This window comes from Bradyrhizobium sp. AUGA SZCCT0176, assembly GCF_018130145.1.
Taxonomy (GTDB): domain Bacteria; phylum Pseudomonadota; class Alphaproteobacteria; order Rhizobiales; family Xanthobacteraceae; genus Bradyrhizobium.
The window spans coordinates 1-24,094 of the sequence record NZ_JAFCMB010000034.1 but is presented as its reverse complement, the minus strand read 5'-3'; the positions used below and the strand labels follow the sequence as shown (position 1 = coordinate 24,094).

The window sequence follows — 24,094 nt, the reverse complement described above, 5'->3', positions numbered from 1 at the left end:
ACATAATGCCGATGAGGATTGACAGCAAGCGCGCCCGGTGGTCTTTATATGAATTATAATTCTTAAAATCTGGGAGAAGCGTCGTGAGCGGCACGTCCGGTTCCTACAATGCGGTGACCTGGCTGCTTGATCGCAATGTCGACGAGGGCCGCGGCGCCAAGCTCGCCTTCACCGATACGGTCTCCGAACTCACCTATGGCGATCTGCAGCGGCAGAGCCGCCGCGTCGCCAACATGCTGCGCCGGCTCGGCGTCCGCCGCGAAGAGCGCGTCGCGATGATCATGCTCGACACGGTCGATTTTCCCTGCGTGTTCCTGGGCGCGATCCGCGCCGGCATCGTGCCGGTGCCGCTCAACACGCTGCTGACGGCGGATCAATATGCCTATGTGCTGGCGGATTGCCGCGCGCGGGTGCTGTTCGTTTCCGAGGCGCTGCTGCCGGTCGTGAAAGACATCGTCGGGCGGATGCCGGACCTCGAACATGTCGTGGTGGCTGGCAAGGAGGCGCACGGCCACAAGAAGCTTGCCGACGAACTCGCGCGCGAGAGCGACGCGTTTGCGACCGCGGCGACGCATCCCGATGAGCCCGCGTTCTGGCTCTATTCGTCGGGCTCCACCGGCATGCCCAAGGGCGTGCGCCATCTGCATTCCAATCTCGCCGCGACCGCGGAAACCTACGCCAAACAAGTGCTCGGCATTCGCGAGGACGACGTCGGCCTCTCGGCAGCAAAGCTGTTTTTTGCCTACGGCCTCGGCAACGCGCTGACCTTTCCGATGTCGGTCGGCGCGTCAACGGTGCTGAATTCCGATCGTCCGACGCCGGCGGCGATGTTCGCGCTGATGAACAAATACAACCCCAGCATCTTCTTCGGCGTGCCGACGCTGTTCGCGGCGATGCTCAACGACGAGACGCTGAAAGACACGGGAGCCGGCCAGCGGCTTCGTGTCTGCACCTCGGCGGGCGAAGCGCTGCCGGAATCGGTCGGCAATGCCTGGAAGGCGCGGTTCGGCGTCGACATTCTCGACGGCGTTGGCTCCACCGAGCTCTTGCACATCTTTCTTTCCAACGCGCCCGGCGACATCAAATACGGCTCGTCCGGCCGCCCCGTGCCGGGCTACCGGGTGCGGCTGGTCAATGAAGCCGGCGCCGACGTGCCGGACGGCGAGGTCGGCGAATTGCTGGTCGACGCGCCCTCGGCCGGCGAGGGCTACTGGAATCAGCGCAGCAAGAGCCGGCAGACGTTTGAAGGCCACTGGACTCGCACCGGCGACAAGTACATCCGTGACGCCGACGGCCGCTACACGTTCTGCGGCCGCAGCGACGACATGTTCAAGGTATCCGGCATCTGGGTGTCGCCGTTCGAAGTCGAGAGCGCGCTGATCACCCATCCCGCGGTACTGGAAGCCGCCGTTGTGCCCGAGGCCGATCCGGAAGGCCTGCTGAAGCCAAAAGCCTTCGTGGTGCTGCGCGCCGAAACCAAGACCGACGGCCTGCATGACGCGCTGAAGGAGCACGTCAAGCAGAAGATCGGGCCGTGGAAATATCCGCGCTGGATCGATGTGGTGGAAAGTTTGCCGAAGACGGCGACGGGAAAGATTCAACGGTTCAAATTGCGGGATGGCGCACCATAACCTCAACGCCGTCCCGGCCTAGTGCGCAATTGCGCACGGGCGCCGGGACCCATACGCCGCGGCAGCAATTGTTGAGCACAATGGTTGACGGCTTCTTTCAACAACAGATGACCGGGATATGGGTCCCGGCGTTCGCCGGGACGACGTGAGTGGGACGTCCGGATCACTTTCAGAAAGCGACATCATGACACTCTCCCCCACAGGCTTCCTCACCATCGGCGCGTCCGATCTCGAATACCGCATGATCGGTCCGTCACCTCAGGACGCGCCGACCATCGTGATGCTGCATGAAGGCCTCGGCTCGGCCGGCCTGTGGGGTGACTTCCCGGACAAGCTTCAGGCCGCCACCGGCGCCGGAATCTTCGCCTATTCGCGCGCGGGCTATGGCGCGTCGACGCCGGTGAAATTGCCGCGCCCGGTCGACTACATGCACAGCGAAGCGCTCGACGTGCTGCCAAAGCTGCTCGATGCGATCGGCTTTCGCCGCGGGCTGCTCGTCGGGCATTCCGACGGCGCCTCGATCGCGGCGATCTATACGGGTGCGCATCAGGATCACCGCGTCGAAGGCGTCGTGATGATCGCGCCGCATTTCATCGTCGAGGACATCTCGGTGAGTTCGATCGCCAAGATCAAGACCGCCTATGAGACCTCGGACCTGAAGGCAAAGCTGGCGCGCTGGCACAAGGATGTCGACAACGCCTTCCATGGCTGGAACGGCGCCTGGCTCGATCCGGCCTTCCGCAACTGGGATATTTCCGAATACCTCGCCTATATCCGCGTGCCCGTGGCGATCCTGCAGGGTCTGGACGACGAGTATGGGACAATGCGCCAGATCGAGATCGCCCAGGAAGAGTGCTACTGTCCTGTCGATGTGACGGTGATTCCGGGGGCGGGACACCAGCCGCATCGGGAGGCGCCGGGGGCGACGCTGGATGCGGTCCAGGAATTCGCAAACGCGGTGTTGCGTGTCCACGGCTCGCAGGGACGGGCCGCGTAAGCTATTTTTCCGTGCACTGTTTGGGACTGTTGGTCGTCGGGTCACGCCCCGATGACCACCCCGCCTCTGGCCACAGGCAATCTTCCGCTGCCGCGATGGGCCTATGTGCCGGGCGAGGCTGACGAAGCCCACGCCGACTACGAAACGCTGGCGCAGGTCACCGCATTGGTGCCGTCGCGGTTCGGCGGCCATGTGCCGGCGCGGCATCCGGCGCTACGCTATGCGCTGCGGCTCAACGACCACGGCTATTTCTGGGAGTCGCAGGAGATCCTTGAGGCGGTGTGGGCAGCCGCACCGCAAGGCGGCCGCGAGCGAATCCTGCTGCGCGCCTGCATCCAGATCGCGACCGCGAATTTGCGCCTGCGTATGCAGAAGCCGCACGCCGCAGCAAGGTTGCTTGGGGAAGCGCTCGCCGAACTCAAGGCGCTCGGCATGCGCAACGCCGGCGGCGACGGCTTCGCCGACGGTTTTCCGGTTTTGGCCCTGGCCGAACTCGTCAAGGTCAAACTAGGGCGGCCGCAGCTTGCCAAGTCCGATTGGGTGGCCTTTGGCTCTGTCAGCCGAACATGAAACAAAATGCATGTTCCGACGTTTTGGACTAGACCTGATCAAAAACATGCATTATTGTGCATGTAAGGTAAGGCTAACAAAAGCGTCAGGGTGGCCCAATGGCTGGCGAAGATCGCGTCCTCGCAGGCGGTGCAAAATACATCGATTTCCAGACTGATCCGTCGCGCTACCGGCACTGGAAGCTCGATGTGGCTGGTGACGTCGCGACGCTGACCATGGACGTCGACGAGAATGCCGGCCTGTTCGAAGGCTATCAGTTAAAACTCAATTCCTACGATCTCGGCGTCGACATCGAACTCGCCGACGCCGTCCAAAGGCTGCGCTTCGAGCATCCGGAAGTAAAAGTCGTGCTGATGCGCTCGGGCAAGAACCGCGTGTTCTGCGCCGGCGCCAATATCCGCATGCTGGCGGGCGCCACCCACGCCCACAAGGTCAATTTCTGCAAATTCACCAACGAGACCCGCAACGGTCTGGAAGATTCGTCCGAGAATTCCGGCCAGCGTTTCATTACCGTCGTCAACGGCACCGCGGCCGGCGGCGGCTATGAGCTGGCGCTGGCGACCGATCACATCATGCTTGCCGACGACGGCTCGGCCGCGGTGTCGCTGCCGGAAGTGCCGCTGCTCGCGGTGTTGCCGGGCACCGGCGGTCTGACGCGCGTGGTCGACAAGCGCAAGGTGCGCCGCGATCACGCCGATTATTTCTGCACCATCGAGGAAGGCATCAAGGGCAAGCGCGCCGTGCAATGGCGCCTGGTCGACGAGATCGTGCCGAACAGCAAGCTGGAAGCCAAGGTCGCCGACCGCGCCAAGGAATTCGCCGCCGCCTCCAGGCGCAACGGCAATGGCAAGGGTCTCGCGCTGACGCCGCTCAAGCGCACCATCAATGAGGCCGGCATCCGCTATGGTTTTGTCAGCGTCGATATCGACCGCGCACAGCGCATCGCCACCATCTCGATCAAGGCGCCGGAAGAAGCCCCGCCCGCCGACATCGACGGCCTGATCGCGCAAGGCGCATCGTTCTGGCCGCTGCAGGTCGCGCGCGAGCTCGATGACGCGATCCTGCACCTGCGCATCAACGAGCTAGAGACCGCGATGCTGCTGTTCAAGTCGCATGGCGACCGCGCAGGCGTGGTCGCCTGCGACGCGTTCCTCGATGCCAACAAGGCGCATTGGCTGGTCAACGAGATCAGGCAATACTGGAAGCGGGTGCTGAAACGCATCGACGTCACCTCGCGCACGCTGGTGACGCTGGTCGAGCCCGGCTCCTGCTTCGTCGGCACGCTGGCCGAACTCGTGTTCGCCGCCGACCGCTCCTACATGCTGATCGGCCAGAAACAGGGCGACAACCGCGCCCCGCCGACCATCGAACTGACCGCGATGAATTTCGGGCCGTATCCGATGAGCCATGGCCTGACGCGGCTGCAGTCGCGCTTCCAGGCCGATCCGTCCGATCTCGAGCGCGCCGAGGCCACTATCGGCACCACGCTCGATGCCGAGGCGGCCGAAGAACTCGGCCTCGTCACCTTCGCGCTCGACGATATCGACTGGGACGACGAGGTGCGGGTGTTCCTGGAGGAACGCACCTCCTTCTCGCCCGACGGCCTTACCGGCATGGAAGCAAACTTGCGCTTCGTCGGACCCGAGACCATGGAATCGAAGATCTTCTCGCGCCTCACCGCGTGGCAGAACTGGATATTCCAGCGCCCCAACGCCGTCGGCGAAAACGGCGCGCTGCGCCGCTACGGCACCGGCCAGAAGGCGCAATTCGATATGACGCGGGTTTGATTCGTGTCCCGGGCGCGATGCAGCGCGCTTGCGCTGCTTCGCAGAACCGGGACCCACACGGACCGTTACTGAAATGGTCCCGGCTCTGCGGCGCACCGCTTCGCGTCGCACCGCGTCCGGGACACGAGAGCGAGCAAGGAGCACGCGATGAACTTCATGAACGTCGATTACTCAACCAAGATTCCCAACAACGTGAATCTCAGTGAAGATCGCCAGGTGCTCAAGGCGCTCGAAGGCTGGCATCCCGGCTATATGGATTGGTGGAGCGACATGGGGCCGGAGGGCTTCCAGCAGTCGCTGGTGTACCTGCGCACCGCCTATTCGGTCGATCCGCGCGGCTGGGCCAAGTTCGATTACGTCAAGATGCCGGAATATCGCTGGGGCATTCTCCTTGCTCCCCAAGAGGAAAATCGCGTCATTCCGTTCGGCGAGAATTTTGGCAAGCCGGCCTGGCAGGAAGTCCCGGGCGAACACCGCGCCACGCTGCGCCGCCTGATCGTGATCCAGGGCGACACCGAGCCGGCCTCGGTCGAACAGCAGCGCCATCTCGGCAAGACCGCGCCCTCGCTGTACGACCTGCGCAATTTGTTCCAGGTCAATGTCGAAGAGGGTCGCCATCTCTGGGCGATGGTCTATCTCTTGCAAAAGTATTTCGGCCGCGACGGTCGCGAAGAGGCCGATGATTTGTTGCGCCGCCGCTCCGGTGACGCGGACTCGCCGCGCATGCTCGGCGCCTTCAACGAGGCGACGCCCGACTGGCTGTCGTTCTTCATGTTCACCTACTTCACGGACCGCGACGGCAAGATGCAGCTGCACTCGCTCGCGCAGTCCGGCTTCGATCCGCTGTCGCGCACCTGCCGCTTCATGCTGACCGAAGAGGCGCATCACATGTTCGTCGGCGAGACCGGCATCAGCCGCGTCGTGCAGCGCACCTGCGAGGCGATGAAGGCCGCCGGCATCACCGATCCCACCGATATCGCAAAAGTCCGCGCGCTCGGCGTGATCGATCTGCCGACCATCCAGAAGAAACTACATTTGCATTACTCGCTGTCGCTGGATCTGTTCGGCTCGGAAGTCTCGACCAACGCGGCGAATGCCTTCAACGCCGGCATCAAGGGCCGCTACAAGGAAACCCAGATCGACGACGACCATCAGCTGAAGAACGCGACCTATCCGGTGCTGAAACTGATCGACGGCGTGATCAAGCGCGTTGACGAGCCGGCGCTGACCGCGCTCAACATGCGCCTGCGCGATGACTACACGCAGGATTGCGCCAAGGGCATGCTGCGCTGGAACAAGATCATCTCGCTCGCCGGCTACCAGTTCAAGCTGACGCTGCCCGACGTCGCATTCCATCGTCATATCGGCGAGTTCAAGGACATCAACGCGACGCCGGAGGGCGTGCTGATCGACGTCGCCACCTGGAACGCGCGCAAGAACGATTGGCTGCCGTCATCGGACGATGGCGACTTCATCGCCTCGCTGATGACGCCGGTTACGGAAGCCGGCACCTACGCCTCCTGGATTTCGCCGCCCAAGGTCGGCATCGACAACAAGCCCGGCGATTTCGAATACGTGAAAATCGAGACGTGAGGCGCTTGCTTAACCTCTCCCCGCTTGCGGGGAGAGGTCGCCGCGCTCTTGCGCGGCGGGTGAGGGGGTACAGGTCTCACTCCGCTCTGAACTCGTGGATAGAGCCCCTTACCCCAACCCTCTCCCCGCAAGAGCGGGGCGAGGGAGCGGACCACCGGTGACGCCGCTCCTACCCCGCGATCTCAAGCCCCGCATTCGCGTAGACCACGCCGCCGTCGACCGCGATGGTGTTGCCGACGACATAATCGCCGGCGCGCGAGGCGAGGTAGATGGCAATTCCCGCCATATCCTCGTCGGTTCCGATCCGCTTCGCCGGAATGCGCTTGGCGACGTCGTCGGCGTGATCGCGTGCGGCCTTGTTCATGTCCGACTTGAAGGCGCCCGGCGCGATCGCGGTGACGTTGATATTGTCCTTGACCAGTTTGGTCGCCATGCGCCGTGTCAGATGGATCACCGCGGCCTTGCTCGCGGCGTAGGAATAGGTCTCCGTCGGGTTGACGAAGATGCCATCCACCGAAGCGATGTTGATGACCTTGGCCGGCCGTTCGTGCGAGGCCGCCGCGCGCAGCGGTTTCGCCAGCGCCTTGGTCAGGAAGAACAGCGACTTGACGTTGAGGTCCATGACCTTGTCCCAGCCGCTCTCCGGAAACTCGTCGAACTCCGCGCCCCATGCGGCGCCGGCATTGTTGACGAGGATGTCGAGCTTCGGCTCGAGCTTGATCATCTCGGCTGCCAGCCTGTCGCAACCTTCGACCGTCGAAATATCGATCGGCAGCGCGATGCACTCGCCGTCATAGGCCGCGGTGAGCTCTTTCGCGGTCGCCTCGCAGGGACCGGCCTTGCGCGCGGTGATGTAGACCTTCGCAGCTCCCTGCGCGAGAAACCCGGCCGCGATCATCTTGCCGATCCCGCGCGATCCACCCGTCACGAGCGCGACGCGGCCCTTTAGTGAAAACAGATCCTTGAACATGCGTTCCTCCTTTTGCTCTTGGCAGCGGTTTTGAGCGCGGGGGCAGGGCGAGTCAAGGAAACAACCGTCGTCCCGGCGAAGGCTCAGATGCGCAATTGAGCATCGGGGGACCCATACGCTGCGGCCCATCAGTAAGGCGATGGATAGTTGCCTTCGTAATCATGAGCGACGGTGGTTATGGGTCCCGGCCTTCGCCGGAACGACGAAATCAGCTAAGCCGCGTCGATGCGGCGGAAGCCGTTCCACATCGCGGTGGCGGCGCCGGAGGTCAGCACCGGGATGATGCGCTCGTCCTGGTAATTTCCGTTGAGCGAGACCCGCTGCAGCGCGGTCAAATGACCGGCGCTTTCCGGGAAGATCATGCCCGGCCGGGTCGTCACCGCGGTCTTGAAGCCAGCCGCCTTGGCGAGTGTGAACTCCCGCTGCCCGGCGGCGATCTTGTCGCCATAGGGATAGGCAAGATGCAGCACCGGGCGTTGCAGCGCCGCCTCGATCCGCATCCGGCTGGTGGCGATTTCGAAACTGGCGGTCGCCTCGGTCTGCTTGGCCAGATTGCAATGCGTGATTGTATGCGCGCCGATGGTCACGAGCGGTTCGTCGGCAAACGCCTTCAACTCGTCCCAGGACATGCAGAGGTCGCGGGCGATCTTCGTCTCGTCCACATCATAGCGGGTGCATAGCGCGGAGATTTCGCGTTGCACGTCGAGCTCGCCCGGCAGGCTACGCAGCCACTCGTGCAGCCGGTCGAAGGCGAGCTGCTTGGCAACCGGCGTCGAGGCATCGAGGCGGGTAACCACGCCGCCGATCGGCACCTCGATCGAGGAAGCCTTGGCGAGCGCCAGCTCCATTGCAACCCACCACAACCGGCCGGTGCCTTCGGCGAAATCGCTGGTGACGTAGACTGTCATGGGTGCGTCGAATTCACGCATCACGGGCAACGCGAAATCGCGGTTGTCGCGATAACCGTCGTCAAAGGTGAAGCAGGCGAAGCGCCGAGCGAAATTGCCTTGGGAGAGCCGCGCATGCGCCTCGTCCATGGTAACCAGGTCGACGTTGAGGGACCGCAGATGCGCGAGCACCGCGCGCAGGAATTCCGGTTCGACCTCGAGATGATAATTGGGCTGGAATTCCACGTCGCGGCGCGGGCGCACATGGTGCAGCATGAAAATTGCGCCGATACCTGCGAAGATTGGTCGCAGCAGATAGTGCGCACCCGAGAAGTAAAGCGCCTCCAGTCCGGCGCGGATAACGGTGTTGCGGAGCGTTTTCATCAGGACTTGCCGCCTGTTTCATTACGTTTCGAACTTAGCGGCAGACCGTTGAATAAACGGTTAGCTGGGCAAATATCCGCACCCCGACGCTTCTGTGTTATTTCGGGTTTGACAGCCCCGCAAGGGTTTGTTTTCTCTCTGTTCCCGGCGCCGCCGATTTGAAGTCCCTACACGGGCTCCGCGAATTCGATTAGGGACTTCAAATCGATAAGCGGCACCGGAATTTGTTGTTTTGCTAGTGCCCCTCTTGTTGCCGAAGTTCGTATCAAGGGTGCCGCGACAGCGGACGAACTTCGGAAACGGGGGCACTAGCCCTTTAGGAACTCGAATGCACGGACTTTTCAGGTGGAGTGGCAAATGGTGGCCGGGTGTGATTCCGTTCGTCATCCTTTGGGCTCTCGCCGCCTGGACCAGCACCGCACCGCTGGAAGCAGACCTGGCGCAACGTTCTACCACGGCGCTCAAGGATACCGTCCTCGACAAAAGGCGAATAGCGGTTGCGGGCCGCGACGTGACGTTTGCGGCCGAAGCATTCTCGGAAGAGGGCCGGCTGAGCGCGGTTGCGTCGGTGGATGCGGTGCCGGGCGTGCGGCTGGTCAACGACGAAACCCGCCTCGTTCCCGAAGCCAAGCCGTTCGTGTGGTCGGCTGAACGCGACGTCGTCCGGGTGACGCTGGGCGGCAGTTCGCCGCTGCCTTCGAGCAAGAGCAAGCTCATGGAAGCCGCGCGCGCGATGCTCGGTGGCGTCGAAGTCTCCGACCGGATGAATCTGGCGCGCGGAGCGCCGCAGCGCTTCGACAATGCCGCGCTGCTGTTGCTCGACCAGATCGCTAAACTGAAGGACGGAAAGATCACGCTGTCGGACAACAAGGTCACGCTGTCAGGGATGGCGCGTGAACTTGGCGGCCGCGAAGCCATCGCCGCCGCGCTGAAAAATCTCCCGGAGGGCTATTCGGTCGCGGCCAACGACGTCAAGGCGCCGCCCTACATCTTCCAGGCCTACAAGGATCCGGTCGCGGTGACGCTGACGCTGACCGGCTATGTGCCGGACAACAACGCCCATGCTGCACTGGTGGCGGCGGCGGGCCGCAAATTCTTCAGCGAGAAAGTCGTCGACAACCTGAAGGCGAGTATCGGCGCGCCATCAGGATTTGCCGCCGCCGTCGTGCCGGCGCTCGGCGCGCTGTCGCGGCTGTCGACCGGGACGCTCGTGGTCAGCGACCGCGAGGTGAAACTGTCGGGCGATGCGCTTTACGAGGCGGCCGCGACCCAGATCCGAGCCGGCCTTGGCAAGGAGTTTCCGCAGGGCTGGCAATTCAAGCCTGAAATCTCGGTCAAACCGACCGCGGCGCCGGTCGATCCCACGGTCTGCCAGCAGCTGTTTACCGATCTGCTCGGCAAGGCCAGGATCCGGTTCGAATCGGGGAAGGCCGACATCGTGGCGGATTCCGCCGGGCTGCTCGACCGGCTGATCGAGACCGCATTGCGCTGCCCGAACGCCAATATCGAGGTCGTCGGACATACCGATTCCGACGGCGAGGAACCCGCCAATCAGGCGCTCTCGGAGAAGCGCGCCCAGGCGGTCACCGATTACCTGGTCAAGGCCGGACTGCCCGCGAACCGTTTCACGTCGGTCGGCTATGGCAGCACACAGCCGATCGCCGGCAATGATACCGACCAGGGCAAGGCGCAGAACCGCCGCATCGATTTCGTGGTGAGGTAAGGATGGCCTATCTGACGACGTTCTTCTGGGGCTGGCTGTTGGGCTCGCTGCTGCTTGGGCTGGCGATGGGCTGGATTTCCATCGTTCAGCACGGCGAGGGCGTATCGAAAAACTGGAAGCGGTGGCTGGCGGCGTTGGCGGTCGTGCTGGTCGCGGCCGCGCTTTCGCGCGTGGTTCCCGGCCGGTTTGGCTATTGGCTCGACCTCGGACTGATCATGTTTGCGCTCTATCTTTGCGGCTGCGCGGTGGGGTCGTGGCTGCGGGACTGGGTGGTCTCCCGCAGTGCGCCCGCGGCTTGAAACGCCCCGGCATGACCCCTTCCAGCCCAAGGGATTGGTCAAGGGATTGCCCAAGGGACCCGGCCGGAGCCCGATTTGGGCGCGCAGAATGCAGCAAAACTGTGCATCCACTGTCATCAATTCCGCCTAATAGATTGAAGAACCGCGTTTTATTGTCGTTAGACGAATTCCACTCCGGCCCAAAACGCGCTACTGGAGTGCCTAGGGAGCAGCGGAGCGTCGGCGGAATTCGCACCGTTGCCGTCGTCGCGGGATCGCAATTCGAGGTCTAGATGCTGGAAGCAATACGCAGGGCGATTTCGTTTCTGCGCCAGAAGCAGGTCCTGCATAAGCTCGGGGTTGTGATCAGTATCGCGGTCATCGGAACCGCGTGCTACGTGCTCTATCACATGCTGCGGGGCATCGACTCCAACGAGGTGATCGAGGCCATCAAGAGCACGGAACCACGCCAGATCGTGCTGGCGGCGCTGTTCGTGGGCGCGGGTTACTTCACGCTGACCTTCTACGATCTGTTTGCGGTGCGGGCGATCGGCCACACCCACATCCCCTACCGCGTCACCGCGCTTGCCGCCTTCACCTCCTATTCGATCGGCCACAATGTCGGCGCCAGCGTCTTCACCGGCGGCGCGGTGCGCTACCGGATTTATTCGGCCTGGGGTCTGAACGCGATCGACGTCGCCAAGATCTGCTTCTTGGCCGGGCTCACCTTCTGGCTCGGCAACGCCGCCGTGCTCGGGCTGGGCATCGCCTATCATCCGGAAGCCGCAGCTTCGATCGATCAGTTGCCGGCCTGGCTCAACCGTGCCCTGGCGTTTGCGATTATCGCCGGCCTCGTCGGCTATGTGGTCTGGGTCTGGAGCCAGCCCCGCGGGGTCGGCCGTGGACCCTGGAGCGTGACGCTGCCGGGCGGGCCGCTGACGCTGCTGCAGATCGGCATCGGCATCGTCGACCTCGGGTTCTGCGCGCTGGCGATGTATATGCTGGTGCCGGGCGAGTCCAATGTCGACTTTATCTTCGTCGCGGTCATCTTCGTCTCGGCGACGCTGCTGGGTTTCGCCAGCCATTCCCCTGGCGGGCTCGGCGTCTTCGATGCCGCCATGCTGGTCGGCCTCTCGCAGATGGACCGGGAGGATTTGCTGGCCGGGATGCTGCTGTTCCGGGTCCTCTATTATATTGCGCCTTTTGTCATATCTGTAATCTTGCTGACGCTTCGGGAGGTTATCCTGGGTGCGCGGTCGAAGCGCCTGCGCCAGTTGGCGCCTGGCCCCGACGCCGAGCCGAGACGTGAGGCCGTCTATGTGCGCGAGCGTGGAGACACCGGCGCCTGAAAGCGCGTAAAAGATGCAAAAGACAGAGGGAACAAAGCCAACAATGGCGATAGACGATTCCTCCTCTTCCTCCTCCTATTTTGCCCCATGGTCCGACCGGTTACGGCATTCGGCCATTATCCTGCTGGTCGCGGGCCTCGCTTTGTCGGTATTCGTTGCGACCGGCGAACTCGGGGTGGCGCGCGCCGTTGCGGCCTTCATCTGCATTGCCGCCGCAGCCCTGGTGCCATGGCGGCTGCATGATACGGCCACCTCGCGCGAAGACGTTCGCGGCGTCAATCCGGTCGAAGCCGCCGCCGTCAGCGCCGTCGTGGCCGGCATGCCGGATCCGGCCGTGCTGCTCGACCGCGCCGGCCGCGTGATCCATCTCAATGCTGCGGCAGCCCAGCTTGCCCCCGCTTTGCGCAAGAACGAGCTTGCCCAGTTCGCGCTTCGCTCGCCCGAAATCATCACCGCCCTGCGCGAGGCGATCGCGACCAGCGAGCCGCGCCGCGCGACCTATCTCGACCATGTGCCGGTCGACCGCTGGATGGAGCTGATCATCACGCCGGTGCCGGTGCCGACGCTGTTCGGCGGCGCCGACAAGTGCATGCTGATGACGTTCCACGATCAGACGCCGCTGCGCCGGGTCGAGGAGATGCGCGCCGATTTCGTCGCCAATGCCAGCCACGAACTGCGTACGCCGCTCGCCGCCCTGTCCGGTTTCATCGATACGCTGCAGGGGCCTGCCAAGGATGACGTCAAGGCGCGCGAGCGCTTTCTCGGGATCATGCACGCGCAGGCGACGCGCATGGCGCGGCTGATCGACGATCTCTTGTCGCTGTCGCGGGTCGAATTGTCGGCGCATGTTCGGCCCGATACCTCGGTCGACATCGTGCCCATCATCCGCCAGGTCGCCGACGGGCTGGAGCCGCTGGCGCATGAACGCCAGGTCGCCATCGAGATCGATCTGCCGGAGCTGCCGGTGACGATCGCGGGCGATCGCGAGGAGCTGCTGCGGCTGTTCGAAAATTTGATCGAGAACGCGCTCAAATATGGCGCGTCCGGCGGCAAGGTCATCGTCTCGCTGGTGCATGCGAATTCCGCCGATGGCGCGCCGGAAGTCCGCGTCCTGGTGCGCGATTTCGGGCCCGGAATTGCCCCGGAGCATCTGCCGCGGCTGACCGAGCGGTTCTACCGGGTCGATGTCGGCGACAGCCGGGCGCAGGGTGGAACCGGGCTCGGTTTATCCTTGGTGAAACATATTGTTAACCGCCATCGCGGCCGGCTTTTGATCGAAAGCGTGCCCAAAAACGGGGCCACTTTTACCGCCTGCTTTCCCCAGGCGAAACCCCCGGCAGGGACTTAAACTCTAGCGATTCCAATCGCTTGAGTCTGTCATCCAACTGTCATCGAACCTTCGTAAAAGCTCTATTGACCGCACCTAAACGGATGCGGCGTGAGCGCGATCGGGCGTTAACAGGCGCTTCGCTCACCAGATGGAGACCAGCCATGAATTTCATCAAGACAATCGTCGCGGCAGGCCTCGTCGCCGCCTCGACCTCGGCATTCGCCGCCGATATCACCGGCGCAGGCGCCACCTTCCCGTTCCCGGTCTATTCCAAGTGGGCCGATGCCTACAAAAAGGAGACCGGCAACGGTCTGAACTACCAGTCGATCGGCTCCGGCGCCGGCATCAAGCAGATCCTGGCCAAGACCGTGACCTTCGGCGCCACCGATGCGCCGCTGAAGGCTGAGGCCCTCGAAAAGGATGGCCTCGTGCAGTGGCCGATGGTGATGGGCGCGATCGTCCCCGTCGTGAACCTCGAAGGCATCAAGTCGGGCGAACTCGTGCTCTCGGGCGAAGTGCTCGGCGACATCTATCTCGGCAAGATCAAGAAGTGGGACGATCCCGCGATTGCCAAGCTCAATCCGAAGCTGAAGCTGCCGACCGACGCCATCACCGTGGTCCGCCGCTCCGACGGTTCGGGCACCACCTTCAACTTCACCGACTATCTGTCGAAGTCGAACGCCGAGTGGAAGGCCAAGGTCGGTCTCGGCACCGCGGTCGAATGGCCGACGGGCGTTGGCGCCAAGGGCAATGAAGGCGTTGCCGGCAACATCGGCCAGACCAAGAACGCGATCGGCTACGTCGAGTACGCCTACGCCAAGCAGAACAAGCTGACCTATGCCGCGATGGTCAACAAGGCAGGCAAGACCGTGCAGCCGACGGTAGCCTCGTTCCAGGCTGCTGCGGCCAACGCCGACTGGGCGAAGGCGCCCGGCTACTACGTGATCCTCACCGACCAGCCCGGCGAAACCTCGTGGCCGATCACCGCCGCGACCTTCATCCTGATGCACAAGTCCGCGACCGATAAGGCCGCGTCCCAGGAAGCCATCAAGTTCTTCAAATGGTCGTTCGAGAAGGGCGGCAAGATGGCTGAGGAGCTCGACTACATCCCGATGCCGGACTCCGTGGTCAAGCTGATCGAAAAGACCTGGACCGCCGAGATCAAGAGCTGAACTTAAGAACAAGAGCCGGGCGGCGTTCCGGCCCGGCGACAATGGGAGCGTGCTCCCACTTTGCCCAACCCGGGTCTTTCCGGGTTGGGTCTTTCCCTCCGGGCAGGAGGGCGAATACGGGCGGGTCTGGTTTGCCGAGTGACTTGGTCGACAAGGTCTTGGCCGACAGGGGTCTTGGTTCAAGAGTCCGGTGCAAAACCGGCGCCGGGTCCGGGGCAGTTGGGCTATACAGTACAGGGGATTGGCGTGGCAGACATGGCCGTTCAGAGCGACGTGATGGAAGCTGCAGGACCTTACGATCGCGCCAGGGCCCTCAGCGCCTTCAAGCTTGGTGACGTTACCTTCTATTGGCTCACGCGCGCCTGTGCGATCTCGGTGCTGCTCATTCTCGGCGGCATCATCTTATCGCTGATCGTGGGCGCCTGGCCTGCGATCAGGGAATACGGCTTCTCGTTCCTGTTCACCTCGCGCTGGGCGCCATCAGCCGATCCGCCGGTGCTGGGCGCGCTCGGGCCGATCTACGGCACGCTGATCACCTCCGTGATCGCGATGATGATCGCCATTCCGGTCGGTATCGGCATTGCGGTGTTCCTGACCGAGATCTGTCCGATCTGGCTGCGCCGTCCGATCGGGCTCGCGGTCGAACTGCTCGCCGGCATTCCCTCGATCATCTACGGCATGTGGGGCTTCTTCGTGCTGGGCCCGTTTTTGGCCAACTCGTTCCAGCCGTTCATGATCAGCATCTTCGACGGCGTCCCGGTTCTCGGCACCATCTTCGCAGGTCCCCCGTCTTATCTCAGCCTGTTCAACGCCGCGCTGATCCTTGCGATCATGGTGCTGCCTTTCATCACCTCGATCTCGGTCGACGTCTTCAAGACGGTGCCGCCGGTGCTGAAGGAAGCCGCCTACGGCGTCGGCTGCACCACCTGGGAAGTCGTCCGCAACGTGGTGATCCCCTACACAAGGGTCGGCGTGATCGGCGGCGTGATGCTGGCGCTCGGCCGCGCGCTCGGCGAAACCATGGCGGTCACCTTCATCATCGGCAACTCGTTCAAGATCTCATCCTCGATCTTCGCGCCGGGCACCACGATCTCGGCGGCGATCGCCAGCGAATTCGCCGAGAGCGACGGCCTGCACCAGTCCGGCCTGATCCTGCTCGGCCTGCTCTTGTTCGTGCTGACGTTCTTCGTCTTGTCGGCCGCCCGGCTGATGCTGATGCGGCTGGAAAAGAAGGCGGGGAACTGAGCCATGAACCCGATTTACGCCTCCCGCCGCCGCAACGACATCATCATCCGGGGCCTCTGCGTCGGCGCCGCCTTGTTCGGCGTGACCTGGCTCGCGCTGATCCTGTTCACGCTGTTCTATAACGGCCTGGCCGGCCTCAACCTGGCCGTCTTCACCCAGGACACGCCGCCGCCCGGCTCGACCGATGGCGGTCTGCGCAACGCGATCATCGGTTCGATCATCATGACTGCGATCGGGGTCGGCATCGGCGCGCCGCTCGGCATGCTGGCCGGAACCTATCTGGCCGAATACGGCAAGCATGACCGGCTCACCTCGGTGATCCGCTTCATCAACGACATCCTGCTCAGCGCGCCCTCGATCATCATCGGCCTGTTCGTCTACGGCGCCATCGTGGTGCCGATGGGCGGCTTCTCGGCCTTTGCCGGCTGTCTGGCGCTGGCCGTGATCGTGATCCCCGTGGTGGTTCGCACCACCGAGGACATGCTCGGCCTGGTGCCCAATCCGCTGCGTGAAGCGGCGTCCGCGCTCGGCCTGCCGCGCTCGCTGGTGATCAAGCGGATCGCCTATCGCGCCGCGCGAAGTGGTCTCATCACCGGCGTGCTGCTCGCCACCGCCCGCGTCGCCGGCGAAACCGCGCCGCTGCTGTTCACCGCGCTGTCGAACCAGTTCTTCAGCCTCGATCTCACCAAGACGATGGCGAACCTGCCGGTCACCATCAACAACTTCGTGCAGAGCCCCTACGAATACTGGAAGCAGCTCGCCTGGAGCGGGGCGCTGCTCATCACCCTGACCGTACTCGCCCTGAATATTGGCGCGCGCATCCTTGGCGCCGAGAGGACCGCAAAATGACCGAAGTTTCTGTATCCATGAGTGCCGTCAACGCGGGCGTTCCCCACGTGGCGCTGCCCGACGCGCCGCCGAAAGTGACCGCGCGGGGCCTGAACTTCTACTATGGCGAGCACCACGCGCTGAAGAACATCAACCTCACGCTCGGCACCCACCGCGTCACCGCCTTCATCGGGCCGTCCGGCTGCGGCAAGTCCACGCTGCTGCGGATCTTCAACCGGATGTACGACCTCTATCCGGGCCAGAAGGCGACCGGGCAATTGATGCTCGACCAGACCAACATCCTCGACCCCAAGCTCGATCTCAATCTGCTGCGCGCCCGGGTCGGCATGGTGTTCCAGAAGCCGACGCCGTTTCCGATGACGATCTACGAAAACATCGCCTTCGGCATCCGCCTTTATGAGAAGATCTCGAAATCCGAGATGGACGGCCGCGTCGAAAAGGCGTTGCGTGGCGGTGCGCTGTGGAACGAGGTCAAGGACAAGCTGAATGCATCGGGCCTCAGCCTGTCCGGCGGCCAGCAGCAGAGGCTCTGCATCGCGCGCACGGTGGCGGTGCGCCCTGAAGTGATCCTGTTCGACGAGCCCTGCTCGGCGCTGGACCCGATTTCGACCGCCAAGGTCGAGGAATTGATCACAGAATTGGCGGAGGACTACACCATCGCCATCGTGACCCATAACATGCAGCAGGCGGCGCGCGTCTCGGACAAGACCGCCTTCATGTATCTCGGTGAATTGGTCGAATTCGACGACACCAACAAGATTTTCACCTCGCCGAGCGATCGACGCACCCAGGATTACATTACCGGCCGGTTCGGCTAAGCGCACATCGCGAGGAGAAGACAATGGCTTCAGAGCATACCGCGAAGGCGTTCGACAGCGATCTTCAGGAATTGACCCGCCTGGTCGCCGAAATGGGCGGCCTTGCCGAACGCATGATCACCGAATCCGTCGATGCCTTGATCCGGCGCGACGTTGCGCTCGGAAAACGCGTCGTCGCCTCCGACGCCGAGATCGACCGCCTGCAGCACCTGATCGAGGAACGCGCGGTGCTGACGATTGCCCGCCGCCAGCCGATGGCCATCGACCTGCGCGAGATCGTCGGCGCCATGCGGGTGGCCACCGATCTGGAACGGATCGGCGACCTCGCCAAAAACATGGGCAAGCGCGTCGCGGCGCTGGAGAACGATTTCCAGCCGCTGAAACTGATCCGCGGTCTCGAACACATGACCGACCTGGTGCAGTCGCAGGTCAAGTCCGTGCTCGACGCCTACGCGTCGCACGACCTGCCGGCGGCGATGGCGGTCTGGAAGGGCGACGAGGAAGTCGACGCCATCTGCACCTCGCTGTTCCGCGAACTCCTGACCTACATGATGGAAGATCCGCGCAACATCTCGTTCTGTATCCATCTGATGTTCTGCGCCAAGAACATCGAGCGGATCGGCGACCATGCCACCAACATCGCCGAGACCGTGTTCTACATGATCGAAGGCCAGCAGATCCTCGACAAGCGCCCGAAGGGCGACATGACGAATTTCGCCACGACTGTGCCGGGAAACTAGTTACTGAACTGACAGCGGAACGAGAGACGTTTTTCGCGTATCGACAGCGCGTCAAAACACAAGAGGCTTACATAGATGAACGCACGCATTCTGGTGGTTGAAGACGAGGAAGCGCTCACCACGCTTCTGCGCTACAACCTCGATGCCGAAGGCTATGAGGTCGAAACCGTCGCCCGCGGTGACGACGCCGATACACGGTTGAAGGAGCGGGTGCCCGACCTGATCGTGCTGGACTGGATGCTGCCGGGCCTGTCCGGCATCGAACTGTGCCGCCGCTTAAGGGCTCGGCCGGAGACCAAGGCGCTGCCGATCATCATGCTGACCGCGCGCGGCGAGGAAAGCGAACGGGTGCGGGGGCTGGCGACCGGCGCCGACGACTACATCGTAAAACCCTTTTCGGTGCCGGAGCTGCTGGCGCGGGTGAAGGGCCTGTTGCGGCGGGCGAGCCCGGAGCGGCTGGCCACCGTGCTGACCTATGGCGATATCGAACTCGACCGCGAGAAGCGCCGCGTCGCGCGCTCGGGCCGTCCGATCGATCTCGGCCCCACCGAATATCGCCTGCTGGAGTTTTTCCTGGAACATCCCGGCCGCGTGTTCAGCCGCGAGCAACTGCTCGACAGCGTCTGGGGCCGCGACATCTACATCGACGAGCGTACCGTCGACGTCCATATCGGCCGCCTGCGCAAACTGCTCAACCCCGGCCGCGAACAGGACCCGATCCGCACCGTGCGCGGCGCCGGCTACGCGCTGGATGATCGGTTCGCGAAGGTGGAGTAGCCAATACTCCATCGTCGTCCCGGCGAAGGCCGGGACCCATAACCACAAGTATCGATTTTTGAAGCGAGCTGGAGCTCCAGCCAAGCCTAACCACGATCGCCTGTGGTTATGGGTCCCTGCGTTCGCAGGGACGACAGCGGATATTTTCCGCGTAGCTGATGCGCAGCTCTTACCTGGTCGGCTTCGGCGCCGGGCGGCGGCGATCGGAGGCCGGCTGATAGGCGATGCGCGAGTGATGCGCGCAATAGGGCAGGCTGCTGAGCGCCTTGCCGCCGCAGAAAAAGAATTCCGAGCTGGAGGGATCGCCGATCGGCCAGTGGCAGGTGGCCTCGTTCAATTCGAGCAGCGTCAGCCGCTGGCTCATCGGCACCACATTGTCGTAGGCGACCGGATCCGGCTCCATCTCCACCTCGAAGGCGTGGGCCAGCGCGGTGTTGCCGCGCGACACCGGGCGCGCCACCCGCATCATCTGCTGGGCGGGGCGCGCCTTGCGCTGACGCGGCGCGGCCGAGGAGGGGCTCTTGGCACGGCCGGAGAGACCCAGCCGGTGCACTTTGCCGATCACTGCATTTCGCGTCACATTTCCGAGTTCCGCGGCGATCTGGCTGGCGGAAAGTCCGCCCTCCCAGAGCTTTTTAAGCTGCTCGACGCGCTCGTCGGACCAGGTCAATACCGTCATCGCATTCTTCCCTTCGCACAGAGCCGGCCAAACCGGGGGCAGCGCTGGCGATGCCAATTCTCAAAAATCCCAGCGGGCAGAATCCCTTAGCCCTCGCCGGGCGCAAAAAAGCCGCCCGAACGTTTACGCCTTACAAAATGGACTCTAGGGGTCAGTACTTCCGCACGAGATGTCGTACCCGACAGCCCAGACGCTACAATATGGCGGGACTCTGGCGCAAGAGTCCGCGTCCGTGCGTCCACATGTTCCGGTATTTATGCATTGTAATTGGAGTTTTCCACTGCACCGGAATGCTACGGATTGCTTTATCCTGCACTGCAGGAAAGCCGTTTTTAGGCGTGTTGACACGGTCCAAAGCCAGCATAGAATGCTTGTTACGTGCCGCCCCGAAAAGGCGGCACGTTTTGTTTTCGCAAGACCGGCTGTGCCGCGTTCGCGCCAATGCACGCTATGTGGCCGGTCTCTAACCGTCAGTGATAGCCATGACCAACAGCGCCCCGTCGCATCTGCTTCCCGTATTCGCGAGAGTCGATCTCGGTTTCGAACGCGGCGAAGGCGCGTGGCTGATCTCGACGTCAGGCGAGCGCTATCTGGACTTCACCTCGGGTGTGGCGGTGAATGCGCTCGGCCACTGCCATCCGCATCTGGTCGCTGCCTTGCAGGAGCAGGCCACCAAGCTCTGGCACATGTCGAACCTGTTCCGGAGCCCGGACGGCGACAAGCTTGCAGCAAGGCTGTGCGAGCAGAGCTTTGCGGATCTGGTGTTCTTCTGTAATTCCGGCGCGGAAGCGATGGAATGCGCGATCAAGGTCGCGCGCCGCTATCACGCCGCCAAGGGACATCCGGAGCGCTATCGCCTCGTCACCTTCGAGGGCGCGTTCCACGGTCGCACGCTGGGCACGCTGGCGGCGACCGGCTCGGCCAAATATCTGGAAGGTTTCGGTCCGCCGCTGGACGGCTTCGACCAGGTCGCGCATGGCGATCTCGAGGCGGTGAAGAAGGCGATCGGGCCGCAGACCGCCGCCATCCTGATCGAGCCGGTGCAGGGCGAGGGCGGTGTCCGCAGCGCGCCGCATGCATTCTACAAGGCGCTACGCCAATTGTGCGACGACAAGGGCCTGCTGCTGATTTTCGACGAGGTGCAGACCGGCATGGGCCGCACCGGCGATCTGTTTGCCTATAAGCGCCTTGGCGTCACCCCCGACATCATGTCGCTGGCAAAAGCGCTCGGCGGCGGCTTTCCGATCGGCGCCTGTCTCGCCACGGCAGAGGCGGCGTCCGGCATGACGCCGGGCTCGCACGGCTCGACCTTCGGCGGCAACCCGCTGGCGATCGCCTCCGCCAATGCGGTGCTCGACGTGATGCTCAAACCCGGCTTCTTCGACCACGTGCAGAAAGTGTCGCTGCTGCTGAAACAGAAGCTCGCTTCCGTGGTCGATCGCTATCCTTCCGTGCTGGCGGAAGTGCGCGGCGAAGGGCTGCTGATCGGCGTCAAGGCCGTGGTGCCCTCGGGCGATCTCGTCGCCGCGCTGCGGGACCAGAAGCTGCTGACGGTCGGCGCCGGCGACAATGTCGTGCGCTTCCTCGCGCCCCTGATCGTTTCCGAATCCGAGATCGAGCAATCCGTCCAAAGCCTCGAACGCGCCTGCATCGCGCTGTCAGGCGACAAGAAGAAGGCGGCGGGGTGATGAGCAAGTCCCTACGTCACTTTCTCGATATCAGCGAGCTGCCGCCGAAGGAATTGCGCAACATGCTGGACCTGAGCGTCGCCATGAAGGCGAAGCTGAAGGCGCATGAGACGCCCAGAAAGCCGCTCGAGGGCAAGACCCTGGCGATGATCTTCGAACGGCCGTCGACCCGCACCCGGGTCTCGTTCGACGTCGGCATGCGCCAGCTCGGCGGCGAGGCCATCATGCTGACCGGCGCGGAAATGCAACTCGGCCGCGGCGAGACCATCGCCGATACCGCGCGCGTGCTGTCGCGTTACGTCGATGCGATCATGATCCGCATCCTCAATCACGATGCGTTGCTGGAGCTTGCCGCCAACGCCACCGTGCCCGTCATCAACGGGCTCACCCGGCGCTCGCATCCCTGCCAGGTGATGGCGGACCTGATGACGTTCGAGGAGCATCGCGGCTCGATCGAGGGCCGCACCGTGGCCTGGACCGGCGATGACAACAACGTGCTGGCGTCATGGGCGCATGCGGCGGAACGCCTGAAGTTCAAACTGAACGTGGCCACCCCGCCGCAGCTCGCGCCGAACAAGGCGATGAAGGACTGGATCAAGGCGACGCAGGCGCCGATCGTGCTCGGCAACGACCCGGAAGCCGCCGTCGCCGGCGCCGACTGCGTCGTGACCGACACCTGGGTGTCGATGGGCGACAAGGACGGCGAGCATCGCCACAACGTGCTCAAGCCCTACCAGGTCAACGCCCAGCTGATGTCGCTGGCCAAGCCCGACGCGCTGTTCATGCACTGCCTGCCGGCTCATCGCGGTGAGGAGGTCACCGACGAGGTGATCGACGGCCCGCAATCGGTGGTGTTCGACGAAGCCGAAAACCGCCTGCATGCGCAAAAGGGCATTCTGGCCTGGTGTTTTAACGAAGTGGCGTAGCTCCTCAACATAGCTGTCGTCCCGGCGAACGCCGGGACCCATACGCCGCGGCCTTGTTTGTCGAAAAAGGAAGATAACGATCAGCGTGTAAAACAATTACCGCCGGTGGTTATGGGCCCCGGCCTTCGCCGGGGCGACGGTAGACCCCTTTCGATTCACTCCTTCCGACCCCAGATAGACGCGATGACATCACAATCCCCCGACATCAAAATCACGCCCTCAGCGCCGATCCGCGCGCCATCGGCGGTTCCCATCGACGACGCGGCGCTGCCGTTCGAGGTCAATGCGCTCGACCTGCGCGGACGGCTGACCCGGCTCGGCCCCGCGCTCGACGACATCCTGACCAAGCACGATTACCCGGCTCCGGTCTGCAAGCTGCTCGGCGAAGCCATCGTGCTGGCAACGCTGCTGGGCTCGTCCCTGAAGTTCGACGGGCGCTTCATCCTGCAGACCCAGACCGACGGCCCGGTGTCGTTCCTGATCGTGGATTTCCAGCTGCCGGATCGGCTGCGCGCCTATGCGCGCTTCGATGCGACGCGGCTGAAGGACGGGCAGGACTCCGGCGCGCTGCTGGGCAACGGTCATCTGGCGATGACCATCGACCAGGGCGCGGACATGAGCCGCTATCAAGGCCTGGTGGCGCTGGAAGGCGGCAATCTCGAAGACGCCGCGCATGAATATTTCCTGCGCTCCGAGCAGATCCCGACGCGCGTGCGGCTTGCGGTCGGCGAGGAATGGCGCGGCAGCGGCGACGGTCCGAAACACCGCTGGCGCGCCGGCGGCATGCTGCTGCAATTCCTGCCCCAGGCGCCGGAGCGGGCGCGGCAGGCCGACCTCGATCCCGGCGATGCGCCGGAAGGCGCCGTGACGCATGCGGTGGCCGAAGACGACGCCTGGGTCGAAGGCCAGTCGCTGATCTCGACCGTCGAGGATGTCGAACTGCTCGATCCGGATCTGTCGGGCGAGCGCTTATTGTATCGCCTGTTCCACGAACGCGGCGTGCGCGTGTTCACGCCGTTGCCGCTGCGCGCGCAATGCTCCTGCTCGCGCGACGCGGTGTCGTCGATGCTGAAAAGCTTCCAGGCGCAGGACCGCGCCGAAATGGTCAAGGACGGCAAGGTGGTGGTGACCTGCGAGTTCTGCTCGTCGGTCTATGAGTTCACGCCGGATGAAGCGGGTGTGGAGTAGGGATGCGATTCTGCCTACCACCGTCATTGCGAGGAGCGTAGCGACGAAGCAATCCATTCCTCTGCTTGCGGCGCTACGGATTGCTTCGCTGCGCTCGCAATGGCGGATGCGCGGCAATCAGTGCGACAAAACAACCCGTCGGGCAAATCAGTTCTGATTTAAAGAAATCCTGTCAAGCCCCAAAATAAAAAAGATTTCTGTTTACCAGAACACAAATCAGGGGCATATATTCGCCCATCCCGTCCTACTCAGAAGGGCGTCGGCCGTCGTCACGGACGTTGGACGGGTTGCGGTGGACGCTGGTTTACGCCTCGACGACGGCGTGGATGAGCGTACGGCAAAACCGTGTGGTCCTGGTGCCCGTTGCAGGCGTCAAGCTGTCGGTAGGCGAGAGCTGAACGGCAGCGACGGAGTCAACCAAGAACTCGTCTCCGGGGAGATCACGGCATAAGCCGTAAAGCCATTGCGCAGGGAAGGCCGGGTGTTCTCCGCTGCCCTGTATGCTCGTGTGCA

21 protein-coding genes are annotated in these 24,094 nt (G+C 63.4%); 18 read left to right on the top strand and 3 right to left on the bottom strand.

Translation table 11 applies throughout. From position 1 onward, the window contains the following. Positions 1-83: 83 nt before the first annotated feature. The 5 genes from JQ600_RS35245 (at position 84) to boxB (ending at position 6,578) form a co-directional block, all read left to right on the top strand. Positions 84-1,631 carry a benzoate-CoA ligase family protein gene (locus JQ600_RS35245; RefSeq protein WP_312011158.1) on the top strand — a complete coding sequence of 516 codons (1,548 nt, stop codon included), beginning with the start codon at positions 84-86 and terminating at the stop codon, positions 1,629-1,631. Positions 1,632-1,815: 184 nt separating this feature from the next. Then, on the top strand, positions 1,816-2,628 hold the full coding sequence (locus JQ600_RS35240) for an alpha/beta fold hydrolase (protein WP_212490341.1): 813 nt from the start codon (positions 1,816-1,818) through the stop codon (positions 2,626-2,628). Positions 2,629-2,679: 51 nt separating this feature from the next. Beyond that, on the top strand, positions 2,680-3,198 hold the full coding sequence (locus tag JQ600_RS35235; RefSeq protein ID WP_212267510.1) for a DUF309 domain-containing protein: 519 nt from the start codon (positions 2,680-2,682) through the stop codon (positions 3,196-3,198). Between the two features lie 98 nt (positions 3,199-3,296). Beyond that, positions 3,297-4,985 (top strand): 2,3-epoxybenzoyl-CoA dihydrolase, encoded by a 1,689-nt coding sequence (boxC, locus tag JQ600_RS35230; RefSeq protein ID WP_212392095.1) that lies wholly within the window; start codon positions 3,297-3,299, stop codon positions 4,983-4,985. Between the two features lie 156 nt (positions 4,986-5,141). After that, entirely contained in the window at positions 5,142-6,578 is a 1,437-nt protein-coding gene (boxB, locus tag JQ600_RS35225; RefSeq protein WP_212392101.1) for a benzoyl-CoA 2,3-epoxidase subunit BoxB, read from the top strand. A gap of 169 nt (positions 6,579-6,747) precedes the next feature. Here boxB and JQ600_RS35220 read toward each other — a convergent pair whose 3' ends face one another. Both JQ600_RS35220 and JQ600_RS35215 read right to left on the bottom strand, forming a co-directional pair. Beyond that, on the bottom strand, positions 6,748-7,548 hold the full coding sequence (locus JQ600_RS35220; protein ID WP_212267515.1) for an SDR family NAD(P)-dependent oxidoreductase: 801 nt from the start codon (positions 7,546-7,548) through the stop codon (positions 6,748-6,750). A 212-nt stretch (positions 7,549-7,760) separates the two neighbouring features. Further along, positions 7,761-8,819 (bottom strand): polysaccharide deacetylase family protein, encoded by a 1,059-nt coding sequence (locus JQ600_RS35215; protein WP_212392096.1) that lies wholly within the window; start codon positions 8,817-8,819, stop codon positions 7,761-7,763. Positions 8,820-9,147: 328 nt separating this feature from the next. On the opposite strand from JQ600_RS35215, the gene JQ600_RS35210 reads away from it, so the two are divergent. The 10 genes from JQ600_RS35210 (at position 9,148) to phoB (ending at position 19,100) form a co-directional block, all read left to right on the top strand. Then, the gene (locus JQ600_RS35210) at positions 9,148-10,542 is read left to right on the top strand and encodes an OmpA family protein (RefSeq protein WP_212267518.1); all 1,395 of its coding nucleotides are present in this window, start codon (positions 9,148-9,150) and stop codon (positions 10,540-10,542) included. A gap of 2 nt (positions 10,543-10,544) precedes the next feature. Further along, positions 10,545-10,841 (top strand): hypothetical protein, encoded by a 297-nt coding sequence (locus JQ600_RS35205; RefSeq protein WP_212267520.1) that lies wholly within the window; start codon positions 10,545-10,547, stop codon positions 10,839-10,841. A gap of 272 nt (positions 10,842-11,113) precedes the next feature. Further along, on the top strand, positions 11,114-12,169 hold the full coding sequence (locus JQ600_RS35200) for a lysylphosphatidylglycerol synthase domain-containing protein (RefSeq protein WP_212267522.1): 1,056 nt from the start codon (positions 11,114-11,116) through the stop codon (positions 12,167-12,169). 43 nt (positions 12,170-12,212) lie between these two features. Further along, a complete protein-coding gene (locus JQ600_RS35195; protein ID WP_212267524.1) occupies positions 12,213-13,517 on the top strand; it encodes an ATP-binding protein in 1,305 nt (434 codons plus the stop codon). Between the two features lie 143 nt (positions 13,518-13,660). Further along, positions 13,661-14,671: a phosphate ABC transporter substrate-binding protein PstS gene (pstS, locus tag JQ600_RS35190; RefSeq protein ID WP_212267525.1), complete on the top strand. Its 1,011-nt coding sequence runs from the start codon at positions 13,661-13,663 to the stop codon at positions 14,669-14,671. A 255-nt stretch (positions 14,672-14,926) separates the two neighbouring features. Continuing rightward, positions 14,927-15,916: a phosphate ABC transporter permease subunit PstC gene (pstC, locus tag JQ600_RS35185; protein ID WP_212267572.1), complete on the top strand. Its 990-nt coding sequence runs from the start codon at positions 14,927-14,929 to the stop codon at positions 15,914-15,916. 3 nt (positions 15,917-15,919) lie between these two features. After that, entirely contained in the window at positions 15,920-16,765 is an 846-nt protein-coding gene (gene pstA / locus JQ600_RS35180; RefSeq protein WP_212267528.1) for a phosphate ABC transporter permease PstA, read from the top strand. Beyond that, a complete protein-coding gene (gene pstB / locus JQ600_RS35175; RefSeq protein WP_212267531.1) occupies positions 16,762-17,583 on the top strand; it encodes a phosphate ABC transporter ATP-binding protein PstB in 822 nt (273 codons plus the stop codon). Before pstA ends, pstB begins: the two co-directional genes overlap by 4 nt. A 23-nt stretch (positions 17,584-17,606) precedes the next feature. Further along, positions 17,607-18,323 carry a phosphate signaling complex protein PhoU gene (gene phoU, locus JQ600_RS35170; RefSeq protein WP_212033448.1) on the top strand — a complete coding sequence of 239 codons (717 nt, stop codon included), beginning with the start codon at positions 17,607-17,609 and terminating at the stop codon, positions 18,321-18,323. Positions 18,324-18,398: 75 nt separating this feature from the next. Then, positions 18,399-19,100: a phosphate regulon transcriptional regulator PhoB gene (gene phoB, locus JQ600_RS35165; RefSeq protein ID WP_192735463.1), complete on the top strand. Its 702-nt coding sequence runs from the start codon at positions 18,399-18,401 to the stop codon at positions 19,098-19,100. Between the two features lie 169 nt (positions 19,101-19,269). Here phoB and JQ600_RS35160 read toward each other — a convergent pair whose 3' ends face one another. Then, on the bottom strand, positions 19,270-19,779 hold the full coding sequence (locus JQ600_RS35160) for a GcrA family cell cycle regulator (RefSeq protein ID WP_212267534.1): 510 nt from the start codon (positions 19,777-19,779) through the stop codon (positions 19,270-19,272). Between the two features lie 482 nt (positions 19,780-20,261). Between JQ600_RS35160 and JQ600_RS35155 the strand changes: the two genes are divergently transcribed. From JQ600_RS35155 to JQ600_RS35145, 3 genes are all read left to right on the top strand, one after another. Further along, on the top strand, positions 20,262-21,467 hold the full coding sequence (locus tag JQ600_RS35155) for an aspartate aminotransferase family protein (protein WP_212392097.1): 1,206 nt from the start codon (positions 20,262-20,264) through the stop codon (positions 21,465-21,467). Continuing rightward, positions 21,467-22,393, top strand: coding sequence for an ornithine carbamoyltransferase (gene argF, locus JQ600_RS35150; RefSeq protein WP_212208805.1), 927 nt, complete (start codon positions 21,467-21,469; stop codon positions 22,391-22,393). Before JQ600_RS35155 ends, argF begins: the two co-directional genes overlap by 1 nt. A gap of 183 nt (positions 22,394-22,576) precedes the next feature. Then, positions 22,577-23,581: an Hsp33 family molecular chaperone gene (locus JQ600_RS35145; RefSeq protein WP_212392098.1), complete on the top strand. Its 1,005-nt coding sequence runs from the start codon at positions 22,577-22,579 to the stop codon at positions 23,579-23,581. Positions 23,582-24,094 lie beyond the last annotated feature (513 nt).